This window comes from Hylemonella sp. GW821-FHT10B10, from assembly GCF_059415585.1.
The window spans coordinates 79,135-97,760 of the sequence record NZ_JBWKNN010000003.1; the positions used below are offsets into that span (position 1 = coordinate 79,135).

16 protein-coding genes and 1 riboswitch are annotated in these 18,626 nt (G+C 64.6%); of the genes, 4 read left to right on the plus strand and 12 right to left on the minus strand.

Translation table 11 applies throughout. The features are described 5' to 3' along the window. The 5 genes from glcF to AC07NT_RS13965 form a co-directional block, all read right to left on the minus strand. On the minus strand, window positions 1-1,227 hold the full coding sequence (glcF, locus tag AC07NT_RS13945; protein WP_498599542.1) for a glycolate oxidase subunit GlcF: 1,227 nt from the start codon (window positions 1,225-1,227) through the stop codon (window positions 1-3). A 19-nt stretch (window positions 1,228-1,246) separates the two neighbouring features. After that, complete coding sequence (gene glcE / locus AC07NT_RS13950) at window positions 1,247-2,326, minus strand: glycolate oxidase subunit GlcE (RefSeq protein ID WP_498599540.1); 1,080 nt, start codon at window positions 2,324-2,326, stop codon at window positions 1,247-1,249. 145 nt (window positions 2,327-2,471) lie between these two features. Then, on the minus strand, window positions 2,472-3,974 hold the full coding sequence (locus tag AC07NT_RS13955; RefSeq protein WP_498599538.1) for an ammonium transporter: 1,503 nt from the start codon (window positions 3,972-3,974) through the stop codon (window positions 2,472-2,474). Window positions 3,975-4,001: 27 nt separating this feature from the next. Next, the gene (gene glnK, locus AC07NT_RS13960) at window positions 4,002-4,340 is read right to left on the minus strand and encodes a P-II family nitrogen regulator (RefSeq protein WP_057674229.1); all 339 of its coding nucleotides are present in this window, start codon (window positions 4,338-4,340) and stop codon (window positions 4,002-4,004) included. A 26-nt stretch (window positions 4,341-4,366) separates the two neighbouring features. After that, entirely contained in the window at window positions 4,367-5,116 is a 750-nt protein-coding gene (locus AC07NT_RS13965; protein ID WP_498599537.1) for a TorF family putative porin, read from the minus strand. Window positions 5,117-5,324: 208 nt separating this feature from the next. Here AC07NT_RS13965 and AC07NT_RS13970 point away from each other — a divergent pair, with 208 nt between their 5' ends. Then, on the plus strand, window positions 5,325-6,857 hold the full coding sequence (locus AC07NT_RS13970; protein ID WP_498599536.1) for a YifB family Mg chelatase-like AAA ATPase: 1,533 nt from the start codon (window positions 5,325-5,327) through the stop codon (window positions 6,855-6,857). Here the strand turns inward: AC07NT_RS13970 and AC07NT_RS13975 are convergent. After that, the gene (locus AC07NT_RS13975; protein ID WP_498599535.1) at window positions 6,833-8,053 is read right to left on the minus strand and encodes an MFS transporter; all 1,221 of its coding nucleotides are present in this window, start codon (window positions 8,051-8,053) and stop codon (window positions 6,833-6,835) included. The two genes, AC07NT_RS13970 and AC07NT_RS13975, sit on opposite strands and share 25 nt — an antisense overlap. An 87-nt stretch (window positions 8,054-8,140) precedes the next feature. On the opposite strand from AC07NT_RS13975, the gene AC07NT_RS13980 reads away from it, so the two are divergent. After that, window positions 8,141-9,355 carry an MFS transporter gene (locus AC07NT_RS13980; protein WP_498599534.1) on the plus strand — a complete coding sequence of 405 codons (1,215 nt, stop codon included), beginning with the start codon at window positions 8,141-8,143 and terminating at the stop codon, window positions 9,353-9,355. Here AC07NT_RS13980 and AC07NT_RS13985 read toward each other — a convergent pair. The 5 genes from AC07NT_RS13985 to AC07NT_RS14005 form a co-directional block, all read right to left on the minus strand. After that, window positions 9,352-10,035 (minus strand): glycine zipper 2TM domain-containing protein, encoded by a 684-nt coding sequence (locus tag AC07NT_RS13985; RefSeq protein ID WP_498599533.1) that lies wholly within the window; start codon window positions 10,033-10,035, stop codon window positions 9,352-9,354. The genes AC07NT_RS13980 and AC07NT_RS13985 overlap by 4 nt on opposite strands. Before the next feature lie 146 nt (window positions 10,036-10,181). Beyond that, complete coding sequence (metH, locus tag AC07NT_RS13990; RefSeq protein WP_498599531.1) at window positions 10,182-12,902, minus strand: methionine synthase; 2,721 nt, start codon at window positions 12,900-12,902, stop codon at window positions 10,182-10,184. Window positions 12,903-12,925: 23 nt separating this feature from the next. Continuing rightward, a riboswitch (S-adenosyl-L-homocysteine riboswitch) is annotated at window positions 12,926-12,996 on the minus strand. A 53-nt stretch (window positions 12,997-13,049) separates the two neighbouring features. After that, complete coding sequence (locus AC07NT_RS13995; RefSeq protein ID WP_498599530.1) at window positions 13,050-13,658, minus strand: hypothetical protein; 609 nt, start codon at window positions 13,656-13,658, stop codon at window positions 13,050-13,052. A gap of 149 nt (window positions 13,659-13,807) precedes the next feature. Further along, entirely contained in the window at window positions 13,808-14,851 is a 1,044-nt protein-coding gene (locus tag AC07NT_RS14000) for an RNA methyltransferase (RefSeq protein ID WP_498599528.1), read from the minus strand. A gap of 14 nt (window positions 14,852-14,865) precedes the next feature. Beyond that, entirely contained in the window at window positions 14,866-15,915 is a 1,050-nt protein-coding gene (locus AC07NT_RS14005; RefSeq protein WP_498599527.1) for a homocysteine S-methyltransferase family protein, read from the minus strand. Between the two features lie 70 nt (window positions 15,916-15,985). On the opposite strand from AC07NT_RS14005, the gene AC07NT_RS14010 reads away from it, so the two are divergent. Then, complete coding sequence (locus tag AC07NT_RS14010; RefSeq protein WP_498599526.1) at window positions 15,986-16,381, plus strand: rhodanese-like domain-containing protein; 396 nt, start codon at window positions 15,986-15,988, stop codon at window positions 16,379-16,381. Then, on the plus strand, window positions 16,382-18,229 hold the full coding sequence (recQ, locus tag AC07NT_RS14015; RefSeq protein WP_498599525.1) for a DNA helicase RecQ: 1,848 nt from the start codon (window positions 16,382-16,384) through the stop codon (window positions 18,227-18,229). It begins immediately after the preceding gene. A gap of 30 nt (window positions 18,230-18,259) precedes the next feature. On the opposite strand, the gene AC07NT_RS14020 is transcribed toward recQ, so the two are convergent. After that, on the minus strand, window positions 18,260-18,553 hold the full coding sequence (locus AC07NT_RS14020; RefSeq protein WP_498599523.1) for a hypothetical protein: 294 nt from the start codon (window positions 18,551-18,553) through the stop codon (window positions 18,260-18,262). Window positions 18,554-18,626: the final 73 nt, after the last annotated feature.

An 18,626-nucleotide genomic window follows, 5' to 3' on the forward strand; every position in this document is an offset into this window, starting at 1 on the left:
TCAGGCCCGCGCCAGCGCCTCGTCCAGCAGCTCCACCCAGTGCCTCACCGGCATGCCGGTGCCGCTTTGCAGGTGCGTGATGCAACCGATATTGGCGGAGGCTATTTGCTCTGGCCGCATCTCGCCCAGGTTTCTGAGCTTGCGGTCGCGCAGCTCGTAAGCCAGCTTGGGGTTGAGCACCGAGTAGGTACCGGCCGAGCCGCAGCACAGATGCGGCTCCACACGGCAGGTGTTGACCTTGAAGCCGAGTTCACCCATGTACTGCTCTACACCGCCACGCAGCTTCTGGCCGTGCTGCAGCGTGCACGGCGGGTGAAAGATAATCTGTCCGGCCCTGGAGGAGACCTTGCCGCGCAGCTTGTCCACCAGATCGGGCAGCAGCTCGCTCAAATCCTTCGTCAGTTCGCTGATGCGTTTGGCCTTGGCCGCGTAGTGCGGGTCGTCCTGCAGGATGTGGCCGTACTCCTTCACCGTCACACCGCAGCCCGAGGCATTCATGACGATGGCTTGCACGCCGCTCTCGATGTGCGGCCACCAGGCGTCGATGTTGGTCCGCATCTCGGCCTTGCCGCCGTCCTGGTCGTTCAGGTGGAACTTGACCGCGCCGCAGCAGCCGGCCTTGGCGGCGACCACAGTCTGGATACCGGCGGCATCCAGCACGCGGGCGGTGGCGCTGTTGATGTTGGGCATCATGGCCGGCTGCACACAGCCGGCGAGCAGCAGCACCTTGCGGGCATGGTGGCCCGTGGGCCAGGTGCCGGCATCTTGCGCGGCCGGCACCTTGGCCTTGAGGCTGGCGGGCAGGAGGCCGCGCACCAATTGCCCCATTTTCATGGCCGGGGCGAACAGCGGTGAAGTCAGGCCCTCTTTCAGGGCCCAGCGCACGAAGCGTTCGCTGGTGGGGCGGGGCACCTTTTCATCCACGATCTTGCGGCCGATGTCGACCAGGTGACCGTAGTCCACGCCCGAAGGGCAGGTGCTTTCGCAATTGCGGCAGGTGAGGCAGCGGTCCAGGTGGGCCTGGGTCTTGCGCGTGGGCACCTCGCCTTCGAGCACCTGCTTGATCAGGTAGATGCGGCCGCGCGGACCATCGAGCTCGTCGCCGAGCAGTTGGTAGGTGGGGCAGGTGGCGGTGCAGAAGCCGCAATGCACGCATTTGCGCAGGATGGCTTCGGCCGCCTGGCCGTCGGCTGTGTGCTTGAACTCGGGAGCGAGATTGGTTTGCATGAAGGTTCGCCAGTCCTGCTCAGAAATCGGGGTAAAGGCGTGCGCGGTTGAAGATGCCGGCCGGGTCGAACTGTTTCTTGAGTTCGCGGGTGATGCGATCCAGCGGCGCGGCCAGCGGGGTAAACACGCCCGCGCTTTTGTCCTTGGCGCGAAACAGCGTGGCGTGGCCGGTGGTGGCATCCAGCACCGCGCTCATGTCCGGGCGCCGCGGCAAAGGCAGCTTGAGCCAGCGCTGCGCGCCGCCCCATTCGATCAGCGTGGGGCCCAGGCCCAGCGGCGGCGCCGTGTCGGGCACGCTCAGGCGCATCAGCGATTCGCCCTCGGCGAGCTGGAAGAAAGGTGCCGTCTGTTCGCGCAGCGCGTTCCACAGGAGCGTGGCCTGGCCCTCGCCCAGGACGGTGCCGCCCATGCTCTTTTGCGCTGCGGCCACAGCTGCCTGTGCGCCGCGCAGGCGCACCATCAGCGCGCCCTCGTGCCAGCAAGACGCATTGACGGGCAGGGGCAAGACGCCCCAGGTGTTGAGTTGCGCCAGCGCGCGCGCCTCGTCCAGCTCAAACACCAGGGTGCTCTCGGCCACCGCCCGCGGCAGCACCTTGAGCGAAACCTGAGTGATCAGTCCCAGGGTGCCCATGGCGCCGGCCATCAGGCGCGAGACGTCGTAACCGGCTACGTTCTTCATGACCTGGCCGCCAAAGGTCAGCAATTCGGCCTTGCCGTTGAGCAGTTCCAGCCCCAGCACGTAGTCGCGTACGGCGCCGACACTGACCCGGGCCGGACCGTTCAATCCTGCGGCCAGCATGCCGCCCACGGTGGCGACGGCGCCGTCCGTGGCGAAATGCGGCGGCTCAAAGGGAAGGTACTGGCCCTTTCCCGCCAGCACGGCTTCCAGCTCGGCCAGCGACGTGCCGGCACGCACTGTGACAACCAGCTCACTGGGTTCGTAGCTGACGATACCGGCCAGAGGCCGGGTGTCCAGCAACTCACCCAGCAGGGACTGGCCGTAGAAGTCTTTGCTGCCGCCACCGCGGATGCGCAGTGGCGTACCGGCCGCGGCAGCCTGGCGCACACGCTTCGTTATGTCTTGCAGGGCTTGATCCATGCCGCCATGTTAACGGCTGGCAGGCGCGCCAAGGAAAAAAGGCCCGCTTGAGCTTGCGCTCTTGCGGGCCTGAACCAGAGGAGACTCTCGCTTGCTCTGGTGCGGCAGGCGGTGCACAAGGCGCCGGCTGCCGTCCATTGCTCGTTTAACGGTTGTAGGCGGTTTCGCCGTGGGCCGTGATGTCCAGACCTTGGCGCTCGTCTTCTTCGCTGACGCGCAGACCGATGGTCAGATCGACAATCTTGTAGGCGATGAAGGAGACCACGCCAGACCAGACGATGGTGATCATCACAGCCTTGGCCTGGATCCACACCTGAGCGGCGATGGAGTAGTCGGCCGGGGTCACCATGCCGGCCGTGACCCAGTCACCGACCAGGCTCGGGCCACCCAGGGACGGGCTGTTGAACACGCCGGTCAGCAGGGCACCGAGGATACCGCCGACGCCGTGTACGCCGAACACGTCGAGCGAGTCATCGGCACCGAGCAGCTTCTTCAGACCGCTGACACCCCACAGGCAGATGAAGCCAGCCAGCAAGCCGACGATCAGCGCGCCACCGATGCCGACGTTGCCAGCAGCGGGCGTGATGGCCACCAGGCCAGCGACGGCGCCGGAAGCAGCACCCAGCATGGAGGCCTTGCCCTTGAGCAGCGCCTCACCCACGCACCAGGCCAGCACGGCAGCAGCCGTTGCCACGAAGGTGTTGGCGAAGGCCAGGGCGGCGAAGCCGTTGGCTTCCAGGGCAGAGCCGGCGTTGAAGCCGAACCAGCCCACCCACAGCAGGGCGGAACCCACCATGGTCAGCGTCAGGCTGTGCGGAGCCATGGCTTCCTTGCCGTAGCCGATGCGCTTGCCCACCATGTAAGCACCCACCAGGCCAGCAACGGCGGCGTTGATGTGCACCACGGTACCGCCGGCGAAGTCCAGAGCGCCCATCTGCCAGATGTAGCCAGCCTTGCCGTTCATGGCGTCGACGACTTCCTTGGCGGTGTAGGCATCCGGACCCATCCAGAACCAGACCATGTGCGCGATCGGGGCGTAGCTGAAGGTGAACCACAGGGCCATGAACATCAGCACGGCCGAGAACTTCATGCGCTCAGCAAAGGCACCGACGATCAGCGCGCAGGTGATACCCGCAAAGGTGGCCTGGAAGGCGGCAAACACGATCTCGGGGATGTAGACACCCTTGCTGAAGGTCGCGCCGTTGGCGAAGGTGCCTGCGACGTTGTCCCAGATACCCTTCATGAACAGACGATCAAAGCCTCCGATGAAAGCGTTGCCCTCCGTGAACGCGATGCTGTAGCCATAGATGAACCACAACACGACGATCAGCGAGAAGGTCACCATGACCTGCATCAGCACCGACAGCATGTTCTTGCTGCGGACCAGGCCGCCGTAGAACAGGGCCAGGCCGGGCACGGTCATCATGATGACCAGCAACGTGGAGACCATCATCCAGGCGGTGTCGCCCTTGTTGGGCACGGGGGCGGCAGCAGCCGGAGCAGCGGCGTCTGCGGGAGCGGCCGCGGCCGGAGCGGCTGCTGCTGCGGGAGCGGCGGCCTCGGTGGCCGGAGCAGTCTGGGACCAGACTGCGGCGGAGCCGGCCAGCAGGCCCAGACCCAGCACGAAGGAGACGATTAGTTTTTTCATTTCAGTGTTCTCTCTTTAGTGGGAGCCTCAGAGCGCTTCCTTGCCGGTTTCACCGGTGCGGATACGCACGACCTGCTCGAGGTTGTACACAAAGATCTTGCCGTCGCCGATCTTGCCGGTGCGGGCCGAGCCTTCGATCGCCTCGATGACGCGGTCGACCAGCTCGTCAGCCACGGCCGCCTCGATCTTCACCTTGGGCAGAAAGTCGACCACGTATTCAGCACCGCGGTACAACTCGGTATGACCTTTCTGGCGGCCAAAGCCCTTGACCTCGGTGACGGTGATGCCTTGCACCCCGATGGCCGAGAGGCCTTCTCGCACCTCATCCAGCTTGAAAGGTTTGATGATGGCTGTAACGAGTTTCATGGGTTCTCCTCTGGTTTGAGTTGAATTTAGAAGGTGTATTTCACACCCACCACAGCGGTGGCAGCTTCCAGTTGGCGGCCGTTGACCTTGTAGAGACTGGCCTTGCCATCGGTACCGACCGCTGCGATGGTAGCGGACAGGCCCTTGCCCAGATCCTTGGCCAGCGTAACGGAGTAGTCGGTATAGCTGTAGTCCTTGTTCGTACCAGGACCGGCGATTTCCTGGCGGCCCACATGCGGGACGACAGAGTAGCCGCCGCCCAGGTCGAAAGTAGCCGACAGGTCGTAATAGACGCTGCCATCGCTCTTTGCGGTACCGAACAGGTTGGAGAAGGCATAAGACACCTTGAAGGTGTACGCGCCATAGGTCAGGGCGCCATAGGCTTCGTCGGTGCTGGCATTGGCGGTCGACACATCCTTGTAGGTGTTGCCGACGTACTCATAACGCAGGTAGCCCACGTCATACGTGAAGTCCTTGCTGATTTCACCCTTGTAACCACCGTAGATGTCGAGTTCGACATCGCCCTTGGTCTCGATGTTGGCGGCGGTGCCGGCTTCCTTGATCCAGCGGATCTGCGAACCCCAGGCGCCGACGTAGAAACCGCTGCTGTGGGCATAGTCCACGCCGCCTTGCACAGCCGGGGCCAGGGCCGACTGGGCCAGACCGCGGTAACGGTATTCGCTGACGGCACCCACGTTGTAGGCCAGCTGGGCCATGACAGAAGAGCCGGCGGTCAGGGTCAGGGCGGCCAGGGCGATCTTGGATTTCAGGTTCATGTCTTACTCCATCAGAGAGGGTTAAAGGGGACGAACCGGATAAGCAGGGACCGTGCCAAGTTATCTACCCAGAATTTCCACATGAATATGTACACGTATCTGCACAAGCCGCGTTAAGATAACTGTACAAATGTACAGATTGCACCAATAGTGTGCTGTTTGGTGCGGCTTGTAGCGAGGTTTGCACCTTTATGAGGAGGATCTGGTCATGAGCCTGTCACTGGTGCATAGTCGGGCCCTGCTGGGCCTGGAGGCCGCCACGGTCACCGTGGAAGTCCATCTGGCCAATGGGTTGCCCAGCTTCACACTCGTCGGCCTGGCCGAAACCGAGGTCAAGGAGGCACGAGAACGCGTGCGCTCGGCCATCCAGAACGCCGGCCTGGAGTTCCCGCACAACAAGCGCATCACGGTGAACCTGGCACCTGCGGACCTGCCCAAGGACTCGGGCCGCTTTGATTTGCCTATCGCCCTGGGCATCCTGGCTGCCAGCGGCCAGATCGATGCCGCGGCCCTGGCCGACTATGAGTTTGCCGGGGAGCTGTCGCTGTCCGGTGAGTTGCGCCCGGTGCGCGGTGCGCTGGCCATGGCGCTGGCGCTGCGGGGGGTACCCACCCGGTTGGTCCTGCCGCCTGGCAGTGCCGAAGAAGCCGCCTTGGTACCCGACTCCACTATCTACAAGGCTGGCCATCTACTGGACGTGGTGCAGCAATTCCTGCCCGGCCGCGTAGCCACCACCATCGATGCACCAGGCTGGGCCCGGCTTACTGCGCAGCCGCTGCAATGGAACCATGAGGGACCCGACCTGGCCGATGTCAAGGGGCAGGCAGGCCCGAAGCGGGCGCTCGAGATTGCGGCCGCAGGTGGTCACAGCATTCTTTTCAGCGGCCCACCTGGCACCGGCAAATCCATGCTGGCCGAGCGACTGGCCGGTCTGCTGCCCCCGATGTCCACCAACGAGGCCCTGGAAAGTGCCGCCCTGGCCAGCCTGGCCGGACGTTTCGATCTCGCCACTTGGGGCCGGCGACCCACCTGCAGCCCGCACCACTCGGCCAGCGCCGTCGCCCTGGTGGGTGGGGGGTCACCCCCGCGACCGGGGGAGGTCTCACTAGCCCACCAAGGCGTGCTCTACCTGGATGAACTGCCAGAGTTTCCGCGGGCCGCCCTGGAAGCCTTGCGCGAGCCTCTGGAAAGCGGTCGCATCACCATCGCGCGCGCGGCACGGCGCGCTGAGTTCCCTGCCCGTTTCCAGTTGGTGGCCGCCATGAACCCTTGTCCCTGCGGGCACCTGGGCTCGGCCCAACGGGCCTGCCGCTGCACCCCTGACCAGGTAGCCCGCTACCAGGGCCGGTTGTCGGGCCCCCTGCTGGACCGCATAGACCTGCATGTGCAGGTGGGTGCTTTGCCAGCCAACGAATTGCTGCAGGCCCCTCCCGGCGAGAGCACGGCCCGTGTGCGTGCGCGCTGCTCGGCGGCGCACGAGCGCGCCCTGGCGCGCCAGGGCAAACCCAATCACCTGCTCACCGGGCAGGAGATCGACACGCACGCGCGGCCCGAGGAAGCCGCCCTGCGTTTCCTCGATGCGGCCGCGGTACGCTTGGGTTGGTCGGCGCGCGGCCTGCACCGTACGCTGAAGGTGGCACGCACCATTGCCGACCTGGCCGAGGCGCCACGCATCACGCTGGAGCACGTGGCCGAGGCGCTGCAATACCGGCAGCTTCACTCCAGCAGCATCAACGCCTGACGCCGACGCAAGGCCTGCCCGAAAAACAGCCCTGCGGCCACCAGCACGGCGCTGCCCACGGCAATCACGGCCGTTGAGCCAAAGCGGCCCACCAGACTGGCGGCCAGCAGCACGCCGATGGATTGCCCCAGGAAAAGCGCCGAGGCGAACAGCGACACGGCCGTGCCGCGCGCGGCCGGGGCCATCTGCGTGGCATTGGCCTGCATGGTGTTGTGGAACATGAAAAAGCCGAAGCCTGCCAGCAGGCTGGCCGGCAGCGTGGGCCACCACACCGGTGTGAAGGCGATCACCAGCGCAGACAAGCCCAGCAGGCTCACGCCGCCGCGCGCCAGGCCGTGTTCGCCCAGGCGCGGGATCAGGAAACGCGCCACGGCCATATAGAACATGCCACCAAGACCGAACAGGGCTGCAATGGCCCCCGAGGCGGACAGCGACAGGCCCAGTTCATGGTGCAAGTGCGCGGCCCAGATAGCCAGCACGCCAAAACCCGACGCACCCTCAACCAGCGCGACGAGGAGCACGATGCGCGACCAGCGTCCCGTGACGATCTGCAAGGCCTGCTGCACGAAACCGGGGCGCACCTCGGGCACGGGGTTGTGCACGACCGGCGCCTCGCCACGCTGGCGCCGCTCATCACGCCAAAGAAGCAGGCCCACCACACCGAACATCAGGGTCATGAAGGCAAAGGCCCAGCGCCAACCCAGCGTGTCGGTGAACACACCGCCCAAGAGTTGACCGCCGGTGATGCCCAGCGTGGTGCCCAGGCCCACACGCGCCAGCGTCTCCTGGCGCTGCTCATAAGCCACCGCATCACCGATCCAGGCCAGCGACAGCGGAATGATGGCGGCCGCCCCCAGTGCCATCAGCATGCGGGCCAGCACCAGCATGTTGAGGCTGGCCGCAAAGACCGACAGCACGCTGGCCACGCCGCAGCCCAGCGTGGCCCAGGTGACGATGCGGAACTTGCCCAGACGGTCGCCCAGCGGGCCGTAGACCAGTTGGCACAGCCCATAGACCACGGCGAAGACCGAGATCACCCGCGCGGCCTCGGCCAGGCTGACCGAGAACTCCCGCGCCAGTTCGGGCAGCATGGCATCACACAGTCGTTGCACGGCCATGCTCGCGAAGGTAGCGAAGGACAGCAACAGGACGGAACGGTTCGTGGAAGCGGAAATGGTGGCAGTGCCGGAACTCATGCAGGGATGTAGAAAGAGAATCAGCGGACAGGGCACGCACGGCTCGGAAGCGACGTGCGAGGGGCGTACTGAATCATAATCGTCGCCATGCCCACGCGCTCGAGCAAGGATTCCGCGCTGATCGGCTGGCTCTCACTGGCCCAGCTCATCAGTTGGGGCAGCGTGTTCTACACCTTTGCCCTGCTGCTCGAACCCGTGGAGCATGAACTGGGCCTGAGCCGCGCTGAGTCTTCGCTGGCCTTCAGCCTCGCCTTGCTGGCCGAAGGCCTGCTGGCCTGGCCCGTGGGCCGGCTGATCGACCGCGGTCACGAACGCGCGGTCATGACCGGTGGCTCCTTGTTGCTGGCGCTGTGCCTGGCCTTGCACAGCACGATCCACAGCCAGGCGGCCTATTACCTGGTCTGGCTGGGCCTGGGTGCCGGTCTGGCCGCTACGCTGTACCAGCCGGCCTTCGCGGTGCTCACGCGGCGCTTCCCGGACAACTTCCGCCGCGCCATCATCACCATGACCTTCCTCGGTGGACTGGCCAGCACGGTGTTCATCCCGCTATCGGCCTGGCTGATCGACGCACTGGGCTGGCGCCACGCCCTATGGCCCTTGGCCATGATGCAGCTGCTGGTCTGCGCACCTATCCATGCCTTCATGCTGCGCCGCACACCGGCCATGCGGTCCCGTGCGCCAACCCATCATGCACCGCTGGCCCCTTCCCTGCGCCGGCATCTGCTGGGCGCGCCCTTCCTGCTGATCGGCACTTTCATCGTGTTGCTGATGGCGGTGACGGCCGCGCTACCGGCACACCTGGTCAGCCTGCTGCGCGAACACCAGCTGCCCGAAGCCTGGGTCATCGCCGTGCCAGCCAGCATCGGTGTGCTGCAGGTGCTGGGCCGCATGCTCCTGTATTTCTTCGAGCACCACTTCGACATCCACCAGGCCAACCGGCTGATCCCCGGCCTGATCCCCCTGGGCTTGCTGGCCCTGCTGCTCGCCCCGCTGGCCGGGACGGCACAGGTGGTCGTGGTGCTGCTTTTCGTGCTGCTGTATGGCATGGGCAACGGCATGCTGACCATCGTCAAGGGAACGGCCGTTGCCGAATACGTAAGCCACGAGCACGTGGCAACGCTCAATGGCGCGCTGGGCCTGCCCATGGCATTGGCGCGCGCCGCTGCCCCGCTGGTGCTGGGTCTGCTGTGGAGCCCGGCCGGTGGTTATGCCAGCGGGCTGTGGCTGCTGTTGGGTCTTAGCGTTCTGGGCCTGCTGGCCTTGGTGCAGGCGCAACGCCTGGCGCGCAGGCCGCCGACCTAGTAACCTGCTGGCAGGGGCTGCAGCCCCCCTCCGTCCAGGCGCACGCGCTCGCCCACGGCGACCGGTGTGGCCAGCTCCATCGTGCGCCGACTGCCGTCATCCATGCGCAAGTCCACCTGATAAGCCGTCACCTTTTTCATCTTTTTCTCGACCTGGTTTCCGGCAATGCCGCCGCCGATGGCGCCGATGATGGTGGCCACGTCCTTGCCCTGGCCGCGCCCAAACTGGTTACCAACCAAGGCCCCGAGTACGCCACCTGCCACCGCGCCGGTGCCGCCGGACTCCCCTTCCCGCTCCACCGGTGTCACGGCTGTCACGGTGGCGCAATCCACACAGATCGGTTTGACGACCACCGGCGGCGGCGCTTCGACCGGTGCCGCCGCGGCCGCCACGGCCGCCACGGGCGCAGGTTTGGCGGCCTTGGCGTGAGCGACCCTGGGTTTGGTCGCAGCAGGTTTTTCGGCAACAGGGGCAGGGGCTTCGCTCACCGCTGCCGCCACAGGCACGGCCGACGCAACGGTGGCAACCGGAGCGGCCGCTTGGGCTTCATCGGTCTTGTGCGCCTGGGTGTAATACAGCGCGCCACCCAGCCCCAGGACCGCGGCGCCCAGCACGCCCACGGCCGCCCACAGGGTTTTGGTGCCAGCCACCGCGGCGCCGGTCATCGTCACATCGTTCATCTCAGTATTCCTTGCTGACTATAGGTAGGGTAGGCCCGGCAAACACGCCGGACTACACCTTCAACGTTCATGGCTTCAAATCGTAGACAGCAGGGCCACGCGCGCATGCGTCGCGCGTGTAAAAGTCCGTAAAGCCGACCTTGGTCTCAGAGATTGGGGGCCAGCAGGCGCTGCAAGGCCTGCTCGCTCATGCCGCGGCGACGTGCGAGATCGTGCAGCTGGTCCTCGCCGATGCGGCCGACGTTGAAGTAGGCGCTCTGAGGATGCGCCAGATAGAAGCCGCTGACGCTGGCCGCCGGCGTCATGGCCAGGCTTTCGGTGATGCCCATGCCGATCTCTTCGCACTGCAGCAGCTCGAACATCTCCTTCTTCACGCTGTGGTCCGGACAGGCCGGATAACCAGGCGCCGGCCGGATGCCCTGGTACTTCTCGGCGATCATGTCCTCGTTGCTCAGCACTTCGCGGGGCGCGTAGCCCCAGAGGTCGGTGCGCACGCGGTGGTGCAGGCATTCGGCATAGGCCTCGGCCAGGCGGTCGGCCAGGGCCTTGAGCATGATGGCGGAGTAGTCGTCATGGTCGTCCATGAAGTACTTCTCCTTCTTCTCCACGCCGATGCCGGCCGTGACAGCGAACACGCCCACGTAATCAGGTGCCACGCCCTTGGGTGCCACGAAATCGGCCAGGCAGCGGCTGGGCCGCATCACGCCATCCACCACTTGCTTCTCGGTCTGCTGGCGCAAGCCATACCAAGTCATGGCCACGTTGTGGCGACTCTCATCGGTATAGAGCTCGATGTCGTCGTCGTTCACGGTATTGGCCGGATACAGGCCCAGCACCGCATTGGCCGTGAGCCAGCGGCCCTCGATGAGGCGTTGCAGCATGCGTTTGCCATCTGAGTAGACGCGTTGCGCCTCCGCGCCAACGATCTCGTCCTTGAGGATCGCAGGGAAGGGGCCGGCCAGATCCCAGGTCTGGAAAAAGGGGCCCCAGTCGATGTATTTCGCCAACTCAGCCAGATCAAAATTCTTGAAGACGCGACGCCCGATGAACTTGGGTTTCGTCGGCGCATAACCCTCCCAGGCGATCGGCGTCTTGTTGGCGCGCACCTTGTCCAGCGACCACAGAGGTGTCTGCTTCTTGTTGGCGTGCTGCAGACGCACCTTGTCGTAATCGGTATTCAAATCGGCGATGTACTGCGCGGCCTGCTCGGACAGCAGGCCTTGCGCCACACTCACGCTGCGCGAAGCATCGGGCACATAGACCACCGGGCCTTCGTAATGCGGCGCGATCTTGACGGCCGTGTGCACGCGGCTGGTGGTGGCGCCGCCGATGAGCAGCGGGATCTTCCTGATGCGGAAGTGATCGTCCTTCTGCATCTCGGCCGCCACGTACTGCATCTCTTCGAGGCTGGGCGTGATCAGGCCGGACAGGCCGACGATGTCCGCCCCCTCGACCTTGGCCATGGCCAGGATCTCGTGACAAGGCACCATGACGCCCATGTTGATGACCTCGAAGTTGTTGCACTGCAGGACCACGGTGACAATGTTCTTGCCTATGTCGTGCACGTCGCCCTTGACGGTGGCGATCACGATCTTGCCCTTGGCGCGCACGTCCTGACCCGCGGCCTCCTGCTGGCGCTTTTCTTCTTCGATGTAGGGAATCAGGTGGGCCACGGCCTGCTTCATCACGCGCGCGCTCTTGACCACCTGGGGCAGGAACATCTTGCCAGCGCCGAAAAGGTCGCCCACGATGTTCATGCCGTCCATCAGCGGCCCTTCAATCACATGCAGCGGCCGCCCACCCTTGGCCAGGATGGCCTGGTAGGCCTCTTCGGTGTCCGTGGTGATGTGGTCGGTAATGCCGTGTACCAAGGCATGGCTCAGGCGCTGGGCCACCGTGCCACTGCGCCACTCATTCTTCTTGCTGTCGTCCTTGGCCGCACCCTTCGCGGTCTCGGCAATCTCGACCAGGCGTTCGCCAGCGTCGGGCCGGCGGTTCAGCACCACGTCCTCCACACGTTCACGCAGGGCTGGCTCCAGGTCGTCGTAGACACCCACCATGCCAGCGTTCACGATGCCCATGTCCATGCCGGCCTTGATGGCGTGGTACAGGAATACGGTATGGATAGCTTCGCGCACCGGATCGTTACCCCGGAAGCTGAACGACACGTTGGAAACACCGCCGGATACTTTGGCGCCGGGCAGGTGGTGCTTGATCCAGTGTGTAGCCTCGATGAAGTCCACAGCGTAGTTGTTGTGTTCCTCAATGCCCGTGGCGATGGCGAAGATATTGGGGTCGAAGATGATGTCCTCGGGCGGAAAGCCCACTTCATCCACCAGAATCCGGTAGGCACGCTCGCAGATCTCCGTCTTGCGCGCGTAAGTGTCAGCTTGGCCCTTCTCGTCAAAGGCCATCACTACGGCGGCAGCACCATACCGCTTGACGAGCCGCGCCTGGCGCTTGAACTCCTCGACGCCCTCCTTCATGGAGATGGAGTTCACGATGCCCTTGCCCTGGATGCAGCGCAGACCGGCCTCGATCACGCTCCACTTGGAGCTGTCGATCATGATGGGCACCCGCGCAATGTCGGGTTCGCTGGCAATCAGGTTCAGGAAACGCACCATGGCGGCCTGGCTGTCCAGCATGGCCTCGTCCATGTTGATGTCGATCACCTGGGCGCCGTTTTCCACCTGCTGGCGCGCCACGGCCAAGGCTTCCTCGAACTGCCCGTTGAGGATCATGCGCGCAAAGGCCTTGGAACCGGTGACGTTGGTGCGCTCCCCGATGTTGACAAAAAGGCTGTCGGCACCAATGTGCACCGGCTCCAGGCCGGACAGCTTCATGGGGGGGGTGGAAATTTCGGACATGCGGCTCACCTGAGGAAATCTGATGCAGGTGAGCGTCGTTGGGACTTCCAAGCCTGACAACACGTGGGGTGCTGCTGCAACGCTCCTTGGAAGGACCGATTTTACAGGGGGCGGCCCCTGGGCGCCACCCCTTTCAAAAAACGTCTGTCAGTAATAGAAAAGAAAGCTGATAGCCAGATGGCTGCCGTTTTTGGATCCTGCGGTGCTGTTCGTCTGCTTGAAGCTTTCGTTGACGAAGCGCACGCCCACGCCCCACAGGGCCTTGTGCTCCGCCGCGCTGTAGCGCTGGGAGTTGAAGAAATACTGCCCCTCCAGCACTGCGCCCAAGGTGCTCTCATATGACCCTGCCGCAGAGATGCCCGCAGCCGCACCTGAAGCCGTCACCTCGGCGTTCTGCGCCTTGCGCAAGCCCCCGCCCAAACGGAAGTTTTCGCTCATCTCGTAGAAGCCCAGCAATTCGACAGGCGCGCGCTTGAAAGCGATCTCGCCATTCGACGCATTGGTGCTGTCCTGATGATGGCCCACCGTCGCCTGGACGGTAACCTTTTCCGCCACTCTGAAATCCGCGCCCACGGCCAGGGTCACACCCTTGCCGGCATTGATGGAGTAGGAAGCGCCACTGACATAGTTGCCAGAGGCCAGCGTGTCGCCACCGGCGCTGTAGCCTACATTGGCAAGAAAGCGCACAACCGGAGCCTGGGCCTGGGCGGTCGCACCGGCCGTTGCGATCACGAAACAGATGAACCATTGCTTCATATATCTCCTCCTTGTATTGATGAAGTCCTTGGAAATTTATTCTTGCATGGGACATCCGTCCCTCCAAGCGAACGACAGCATTCAGCCAGCGGATTGTTGTAACGGTGCGACCTCTCGACCCTTTGCCGTGAGGTGATCTATGACCCGGATCAGACGGGTGCCGTTTGCAGAGGAATCACGCGTCGCGGCTGTAGGGCACGCGCGCGCAGCTGGCCGCAGCCACCGTTCACGTCCTGCCCCGCTGACTGCCGCAGCTTGGTCAGGATGCCGCGCTGATGCAGCTGCCGCGCCAATTCGACTGCTCGCGCCGCATCAGGTCGGCGATAAGGCACGCCTTCAACGGCGTTGTAGGGAATCAGGTTAAGGATGGCGTACTTGCCCTGCAGCAGGCGCACCAGCCCTTCGACCTCCTCTGCGCTGTCATTGATGCCGTCGAGCAACGTCCACTGGTACTGGATGGGATAAGCGCTGGCACGCGCATAACGTTCGCCCGCTTCGACCAGCTCCTCTGGCGAGATGCGCGGGGCGCGCGGCAACAGCTGGGCGCGCAACTCGGCCCGCGTGCTATGCAAGGAGAGCGCCAGTGCCGGTTTCACGCGCCCCAGGGGCAGGGCCTCAAAGACCCGCGGATCGCCAACTGTAGAGAAGACCAGGTTCTTGTGGCCGATATTGCCTGCCGTGCCCAGCAGATCGATCGCCTCCAGCACGTTGTCCAGGTTGTGCGCCGGCTCGCCCATACCCATGAAGACGACGCGCTTGACCAGTCGACGGGTACGCGCCTGCGCCACCTGGGCCACGATCTCGGCACTGCCCAGCTGACGGATCAGGCCCGCCGTGCCTGTCATGCAGAACACACAACCCACGGCACAGCCGACCTGGGTGGAAACGCACAGGGCCGGGATGCGTCCCGGCGGCAGGAGCACGCTCTCGACCAGCTGACCATCGGCCAGCGCCAACACCTGCCGGATCGAGCTGTCTTCGCCGGGGTGTTCAGAAACCAGCGAGACCAAGCCTGCCAGTTCGCGCTCGATCTCCGGCAGGGCCGTTCGCAACGTGGTCGGCAGAAAATTCGCTATCGGCCGGCTGCCATGGTCCTGCGGCAAGGCCTGTGACCACAGGCGCAGCACACGGTGTTCGTGGTGGGGATTCGCGCCAAGCGCCCTCAACCGTTGGCGCAGTGCCTCAATGCGCATACAAACCGCTGCGCTTAAGCGGCCTCGCGGTAGAAAGGCCCGGCACCGCCCAGGGCACGCGTGGGCAGAGGCGCCACCGCCTTGTGGATGGCGCCGATGTGTTCCGGCGTGGTGCCGCAGCAACCCCCGACGATGTTGACCAGCCCCTCGGCCGCAAACTCGCGCAGGAGCCGGCTGGTGACCTCGGGCGTTTCGTCGAAACCGGTTTCGCTCATGGGATTGGGCAGGCCGGCATTCGGGTAGCAACTGATGTAGGTGTCGTCCGCCACCTTGGCCAACTCCTGGATGTAGGGACGCATCAGCGCCGCACCCAGGGCACAGTTCAGACCCACGGCCAGCGGTCGGGCATGGCGCAAGCTGTGCCAGAAGGCTGTGACGGTCTGGCCGCTCAGGATGCGACCCGAGGCGTCGGTCACCGTGCCACTGATGATGAGCGGCAGGCGCTGGCCGAAGTTTTCGAAGTACTCGTCGATAGCAAACAGGGCCGCCTTGGCGTTGAGCGTGTCGAAGATGGTTTCGACCAGCAGCACGTCGGCGCCGCCTTCGACCAGAGCTTCCACTTGCTCGTAATAGGCTGCACGCAATTCTTCGAAAGAGGTGTTGCGCGCGCCCGGATCGTTCACGTCGGGGCTTATGCTGGCCGTCTTCGGTGTGGGGCCCAAGGCGCCCGCCACGAAACGCGGCCGGTCCGGCGTGCTGTACTTGTCGCAGGCCTCGCGCGCAATCCGGGCCGAGGCCAGGTTCATCTCGCGCGCCAGGTGTGCCATCTCGTAGTCGGCCTGGGCCACGGTGGTGGCACCAAAGGTATTGGTCTCGACCAGGTCGGCACCTGCGGCCAGATAGCCCTCGTGGATGTCGCGGATGATGTCCGGTCGGGTCAGGGACAACAACTCGTTGTTGCCCTTGACATCCTTGTGGAAGTCCTTGAAACGCTCCCCGCGGTACTGAGCCTCGTTGAGCTTGAAGCGCTGGATCATGGTGCCCATGGCGCCGTCCAGGACGACGATGCGGTTGGCCAGGATACCGGGCAGGGTTTGGGCGCGGGTGTAGTGCAGCGGCTTCATAACCCTCCATTGTAGAAAGCCTGGCCCGGAAGGCCCAAGCCCTGCCCAAAACCCGGGACAATAGGGCCCCATGAAACACCTTTTGCCCCGGGAAGCCTGGGAGCTCCTGCAACAACAGCCAACGGCGCTGTTCCTCGACGTGCGCATGGAAATCGAGTCGCTTTACGTCGGCCGCCCACCAGGTGTGGTCAACATCCCTTGGTACGAGTACCCGGATCTAACGCCAGATCCGGCCGCTTTTGTCGCCGCCGTCGAGCGCGAAACCGCCGGCGACAAGGGGCGCCCCCTGGTGCTGCTGTGCCGCAGCGGCAAACGCACGCTGGACGCCGGCGAGGTTCTGCAGAAGGCCGGTTTCACCCAGCTCTACAACGTGCTGCATGGCTTTGAAGGCGATCTGGACGACCACTTCAAGCGCTCCACTCTCAATGGCTGGCGCTTTGATGGCCTGCCTTGGGAGCAGATGTAGTTGTCTCTCCCCCTGGAGATCCTGCGCCGCGTCTTCGGCTACGAAGCCTTCCGCGGCCCCCAACAGGCCATCATCGATCATGTCGTCGCCGGTGGCGACGCGCTGGTGCTCATGCCCACGGGCGGCGGCAAGTCGTTGTGCTACCAGATCCCCGCCATTGCCCGTCAGGAGGCTGGCAATGGCACCGCCATCGTGGTCTCGCCATTGATCGCGCTCATGCACGACCAGGTTGGTGCCCTGCACGAAGCCGGCGTGGAGGCCGCTTTCCTGAATTCCAGTCTCACGGGTGAGGAAGCCGCGCAGGTAGAAAAGCGCCTGCTGCGCGGCGAACTGACCCTGCTCTACGCTGCCCCCGAGCGCGTCACCACACCGCGCTTCCTGGCCCAGCTCGATGCCCTGGCCGAGCGTGGGCAGGTGGCACTGTTTGCCATCGACGAGGCGCACTGCGTGAGCCAGTGGGGGCACGACTTCCGACCCGAGTACCGGGCACTCACGGTCCTGCACGAACGCTATCCCGGCGTGCCCCGCCTTGCGCTGACCGCCACGGCCGACGCACTGACACGTGCGGACATCGTCGAACGCCTGCAGCTGGAGCAGGCGCAGCAGTTCGTCAGCAGTTTTGACCGCCCCAATATCCGCTACACCATCGTCGAGAAGAAAGATGCGCTGACGCAGCTGCTGCGCTTCATCGAACGCGAACACGCGGGCGATGCCGGCATCGTCTACTGCCAGTCGCGCAAGCGCGTGGAGGACGTGGCGCAGTCGCTCAGCGAAGCCGGTATCCAGGCCCTGCCTTACCACGCCGGCCTGGACCAGGCAGTGCGGCAACGGAACCAGAACCGCTTCCTGCGCGAGGAGGGCCTGGTGATGGTGGCCACGATTGCCTTCGGCATGGGCATCGACAAGCCCGACGTGCGTTTTGTGGCCCACCTGGACATGCCCAAGAACATCGAAGGGTATTACCAGGAGACGGGGCGTGCCGGGCGCGACGGCGCCGCGGCCGACGCTTGGATGGCCTATGGCCTCCAGGACGTGGTCAACCAACGCCGCATGATCGACGAAAGCCCGGCTGGCGAGGACTTCAAGCAGGTCATGCGCGGCAAACTCGACGCCCTGCTGGCGCTGGCCGAGGCGACCGACTGCCGGCGCATGCGCCTGCTGGCTTACTTCGGCGAACAAGGCACCCCCTGTGGAAACTGCGACAACTGCCTGCACCCACCCGCCGTACAGGACGGCAGCGAGCTGGCTCGCAAATTTCTGAGCTGCATCTACCGTGTGCAACAGGCCAGCGGCGTCAGCTTTGGCGCTGGCCACATGATGGACATCCTGCGTGGCAAGCAGACCGAAAAGGTGGCCCAGTACGGGCACGAACAGCTCAGCACCTTCGGCATTGCCAAGGAGGCCGGTGAAAGTGAACTGCGTGCCGTGCTGCGCCAGCTGATTGCCATCGGCGCGGTGGCGGTGGACGGGGGCATGTTCAATACCCTGCGCCTGACCGACGGGTCCCGGGCCGTGCTCAAGGGAGAGGTGAAGGTGCAGTTGCGCGAGTCGGTAGCGACGACGCCCTCAACCAAGCGTAATCGCCGCAGCGGCACCCTGGCGCCGGCCGCGCAGGCGCTGGGCGTGGACGACCAGGTACGCTACATCAACCTGAAGACCTGGCGCGCCGAGGTAGCGCGCGAGCACAACCTGCCGGCCTATGTGATTTTCCACGACGCTACGCTGGCAGAGATCGCACGGCGCCGCCCGCACACCCTGGAGGACCTGCAGGGCATCAGCGGCATCGGCGCCAAGAAGCTTGAAGCTTATGGCGCCGATGTGTTGAGGGTAGTGGCAGACGGGGCTTGAAAGGCGGCCTGCTGGCGCCCGACCTGTCGCTCAGTGACGGCGGAAGTTGCTTTCGTAGGACATGGCCGCAGCGGACATGGTGTTCTGCAGGCGCTCGATGGCACGGCTGTGGCGCTGCATCTTGCTGCTGTCGCACAATTGCTGGCGGTGGTGCTGCATGAGCTTGTCAAACTTGGTGCGGCAGGGCTCCAGCACGCCGGCCAAGTGCAGGGCGATGTAGGCCACGTGGTCAGCCTGCGTCTGGCGGAACTCGTCCGTCCACTGTTTGAAAAGCTGCCACTTATAAGTGCCCTTTTCCGGCACTCTGATAATGTCTTTGCGCATGGTCATAAAGTCCTCTGCTGCGGATCCAAGGCCTTGGTGATCTCGCCGGGACCGCCCCGGCGGCTCATTCCGG

Bases quoted from the DNA above. Each gene is read 5' to 3' on its own strand.
- AC07NT_RS13955 (WP_498599538.1), bottom strand. From the start codon at position 3,974: ATGAAAAAACTAATCGTCTCCTTCGTGCTGGGTCTGGGCCTGCTGGCC.
- AC07NT_RS13970 (WP_498599536.1), top strand. From the start codon at position 5,325: ATGAGCCTGTCACTGGTGCATAGTCGGGCCCTGCTGGGCCTGGAGGCC.
- AC07NT_RS13985 (WP_498599533.1), bottom strand. From the start codon at position 10,035: ATGAACGATGTGACGATGACCGGCGCCGCGGTGGCTGGCACCAAAACC.
- AC07NT_RS14000 (WP_498599528.1), bottom strand. From the start codon at position 14,851: ATGCGCATTGAGGCACTGCGCCAACGGTTGAGGGCGCTTGGCGCGAAT.
- AC07NT_RS13995 (WP_498599530.1), bottom strand. From the start codon at position 13,658: ATGAAGCAATGGTTCATCTGTTTCGTGATCGCAACGGCCGGTGCGACC.
- AC07NT_RS13965 (WP_498599537.1), bottom strand. From the start codon at position 5,116: ATGAACCTGAAATCCAAGATCGCCCTGGCCGCCCTGACCCTGACCGCC.
- AC07NT_RS14020 (WP_498599523.1), bottom strand. From the start codon at position 18,553: ATGCGCAAAGACATTATCAGAGTGCCGGAAAAGGGCACTTATAAGTGG.
- glcE (WP_498599540.1), bottom strand. From the start codon at position 2,326: ATGGATCAAGCCCTGCAAGACATAACGAAGCGTGTGCGCCAGGCTGCC.
- AC07NT_RS14005 (WP_498599527.1), bottom strand. From the start codon at position 15,915: ATGAAGCCGCTGCACTACACCCGCGCCCAAACCCTGCCCGGTATCCTG.
- AC07NT_RS13980 (WP_498599534.1), top strand. From the start codon at position 8,141: ATGCCCACGCGCTCGAGCAAGGATTCCGCGCTGATCGGCTGGCTCTCA.
- metH (WP_498599531.1), bottom strand. From the start codon at position 12,902: ATGTCCGAAATTTCCACCCCCCCCATGAAGCTGTCCGGCCTGGAGCCG.
- AC07NT_RS13975 (WP_498599535.1), bottom strand. From the start codon at position 8,053: ATGAGTTCCGGCACTGCCACCATTTCCGCTTCCACGAACCGTTCCGTC.
- glcF (WP_498599542.1), bottom strand. From the start codon at position 1,227: ATGCAAACCAATCTCGCTCCCGAGTTCAAGCACACAGCCGACGGCCAG.
- AC07NT_RS14010 (WP_498599526.1), top strand. From the start codon at position 15,986: ATGAAACACCTTTTGCCCCGGGAAGCCTGGGAGCTCCTGCAACAACAG.
- glnK (WP_057674229.1), bottom strand. From the start codon at position 4,340: ATGAAACTCGTTACAGCCATCATCAAACCTTTCAAGCTGGATGAGGTG.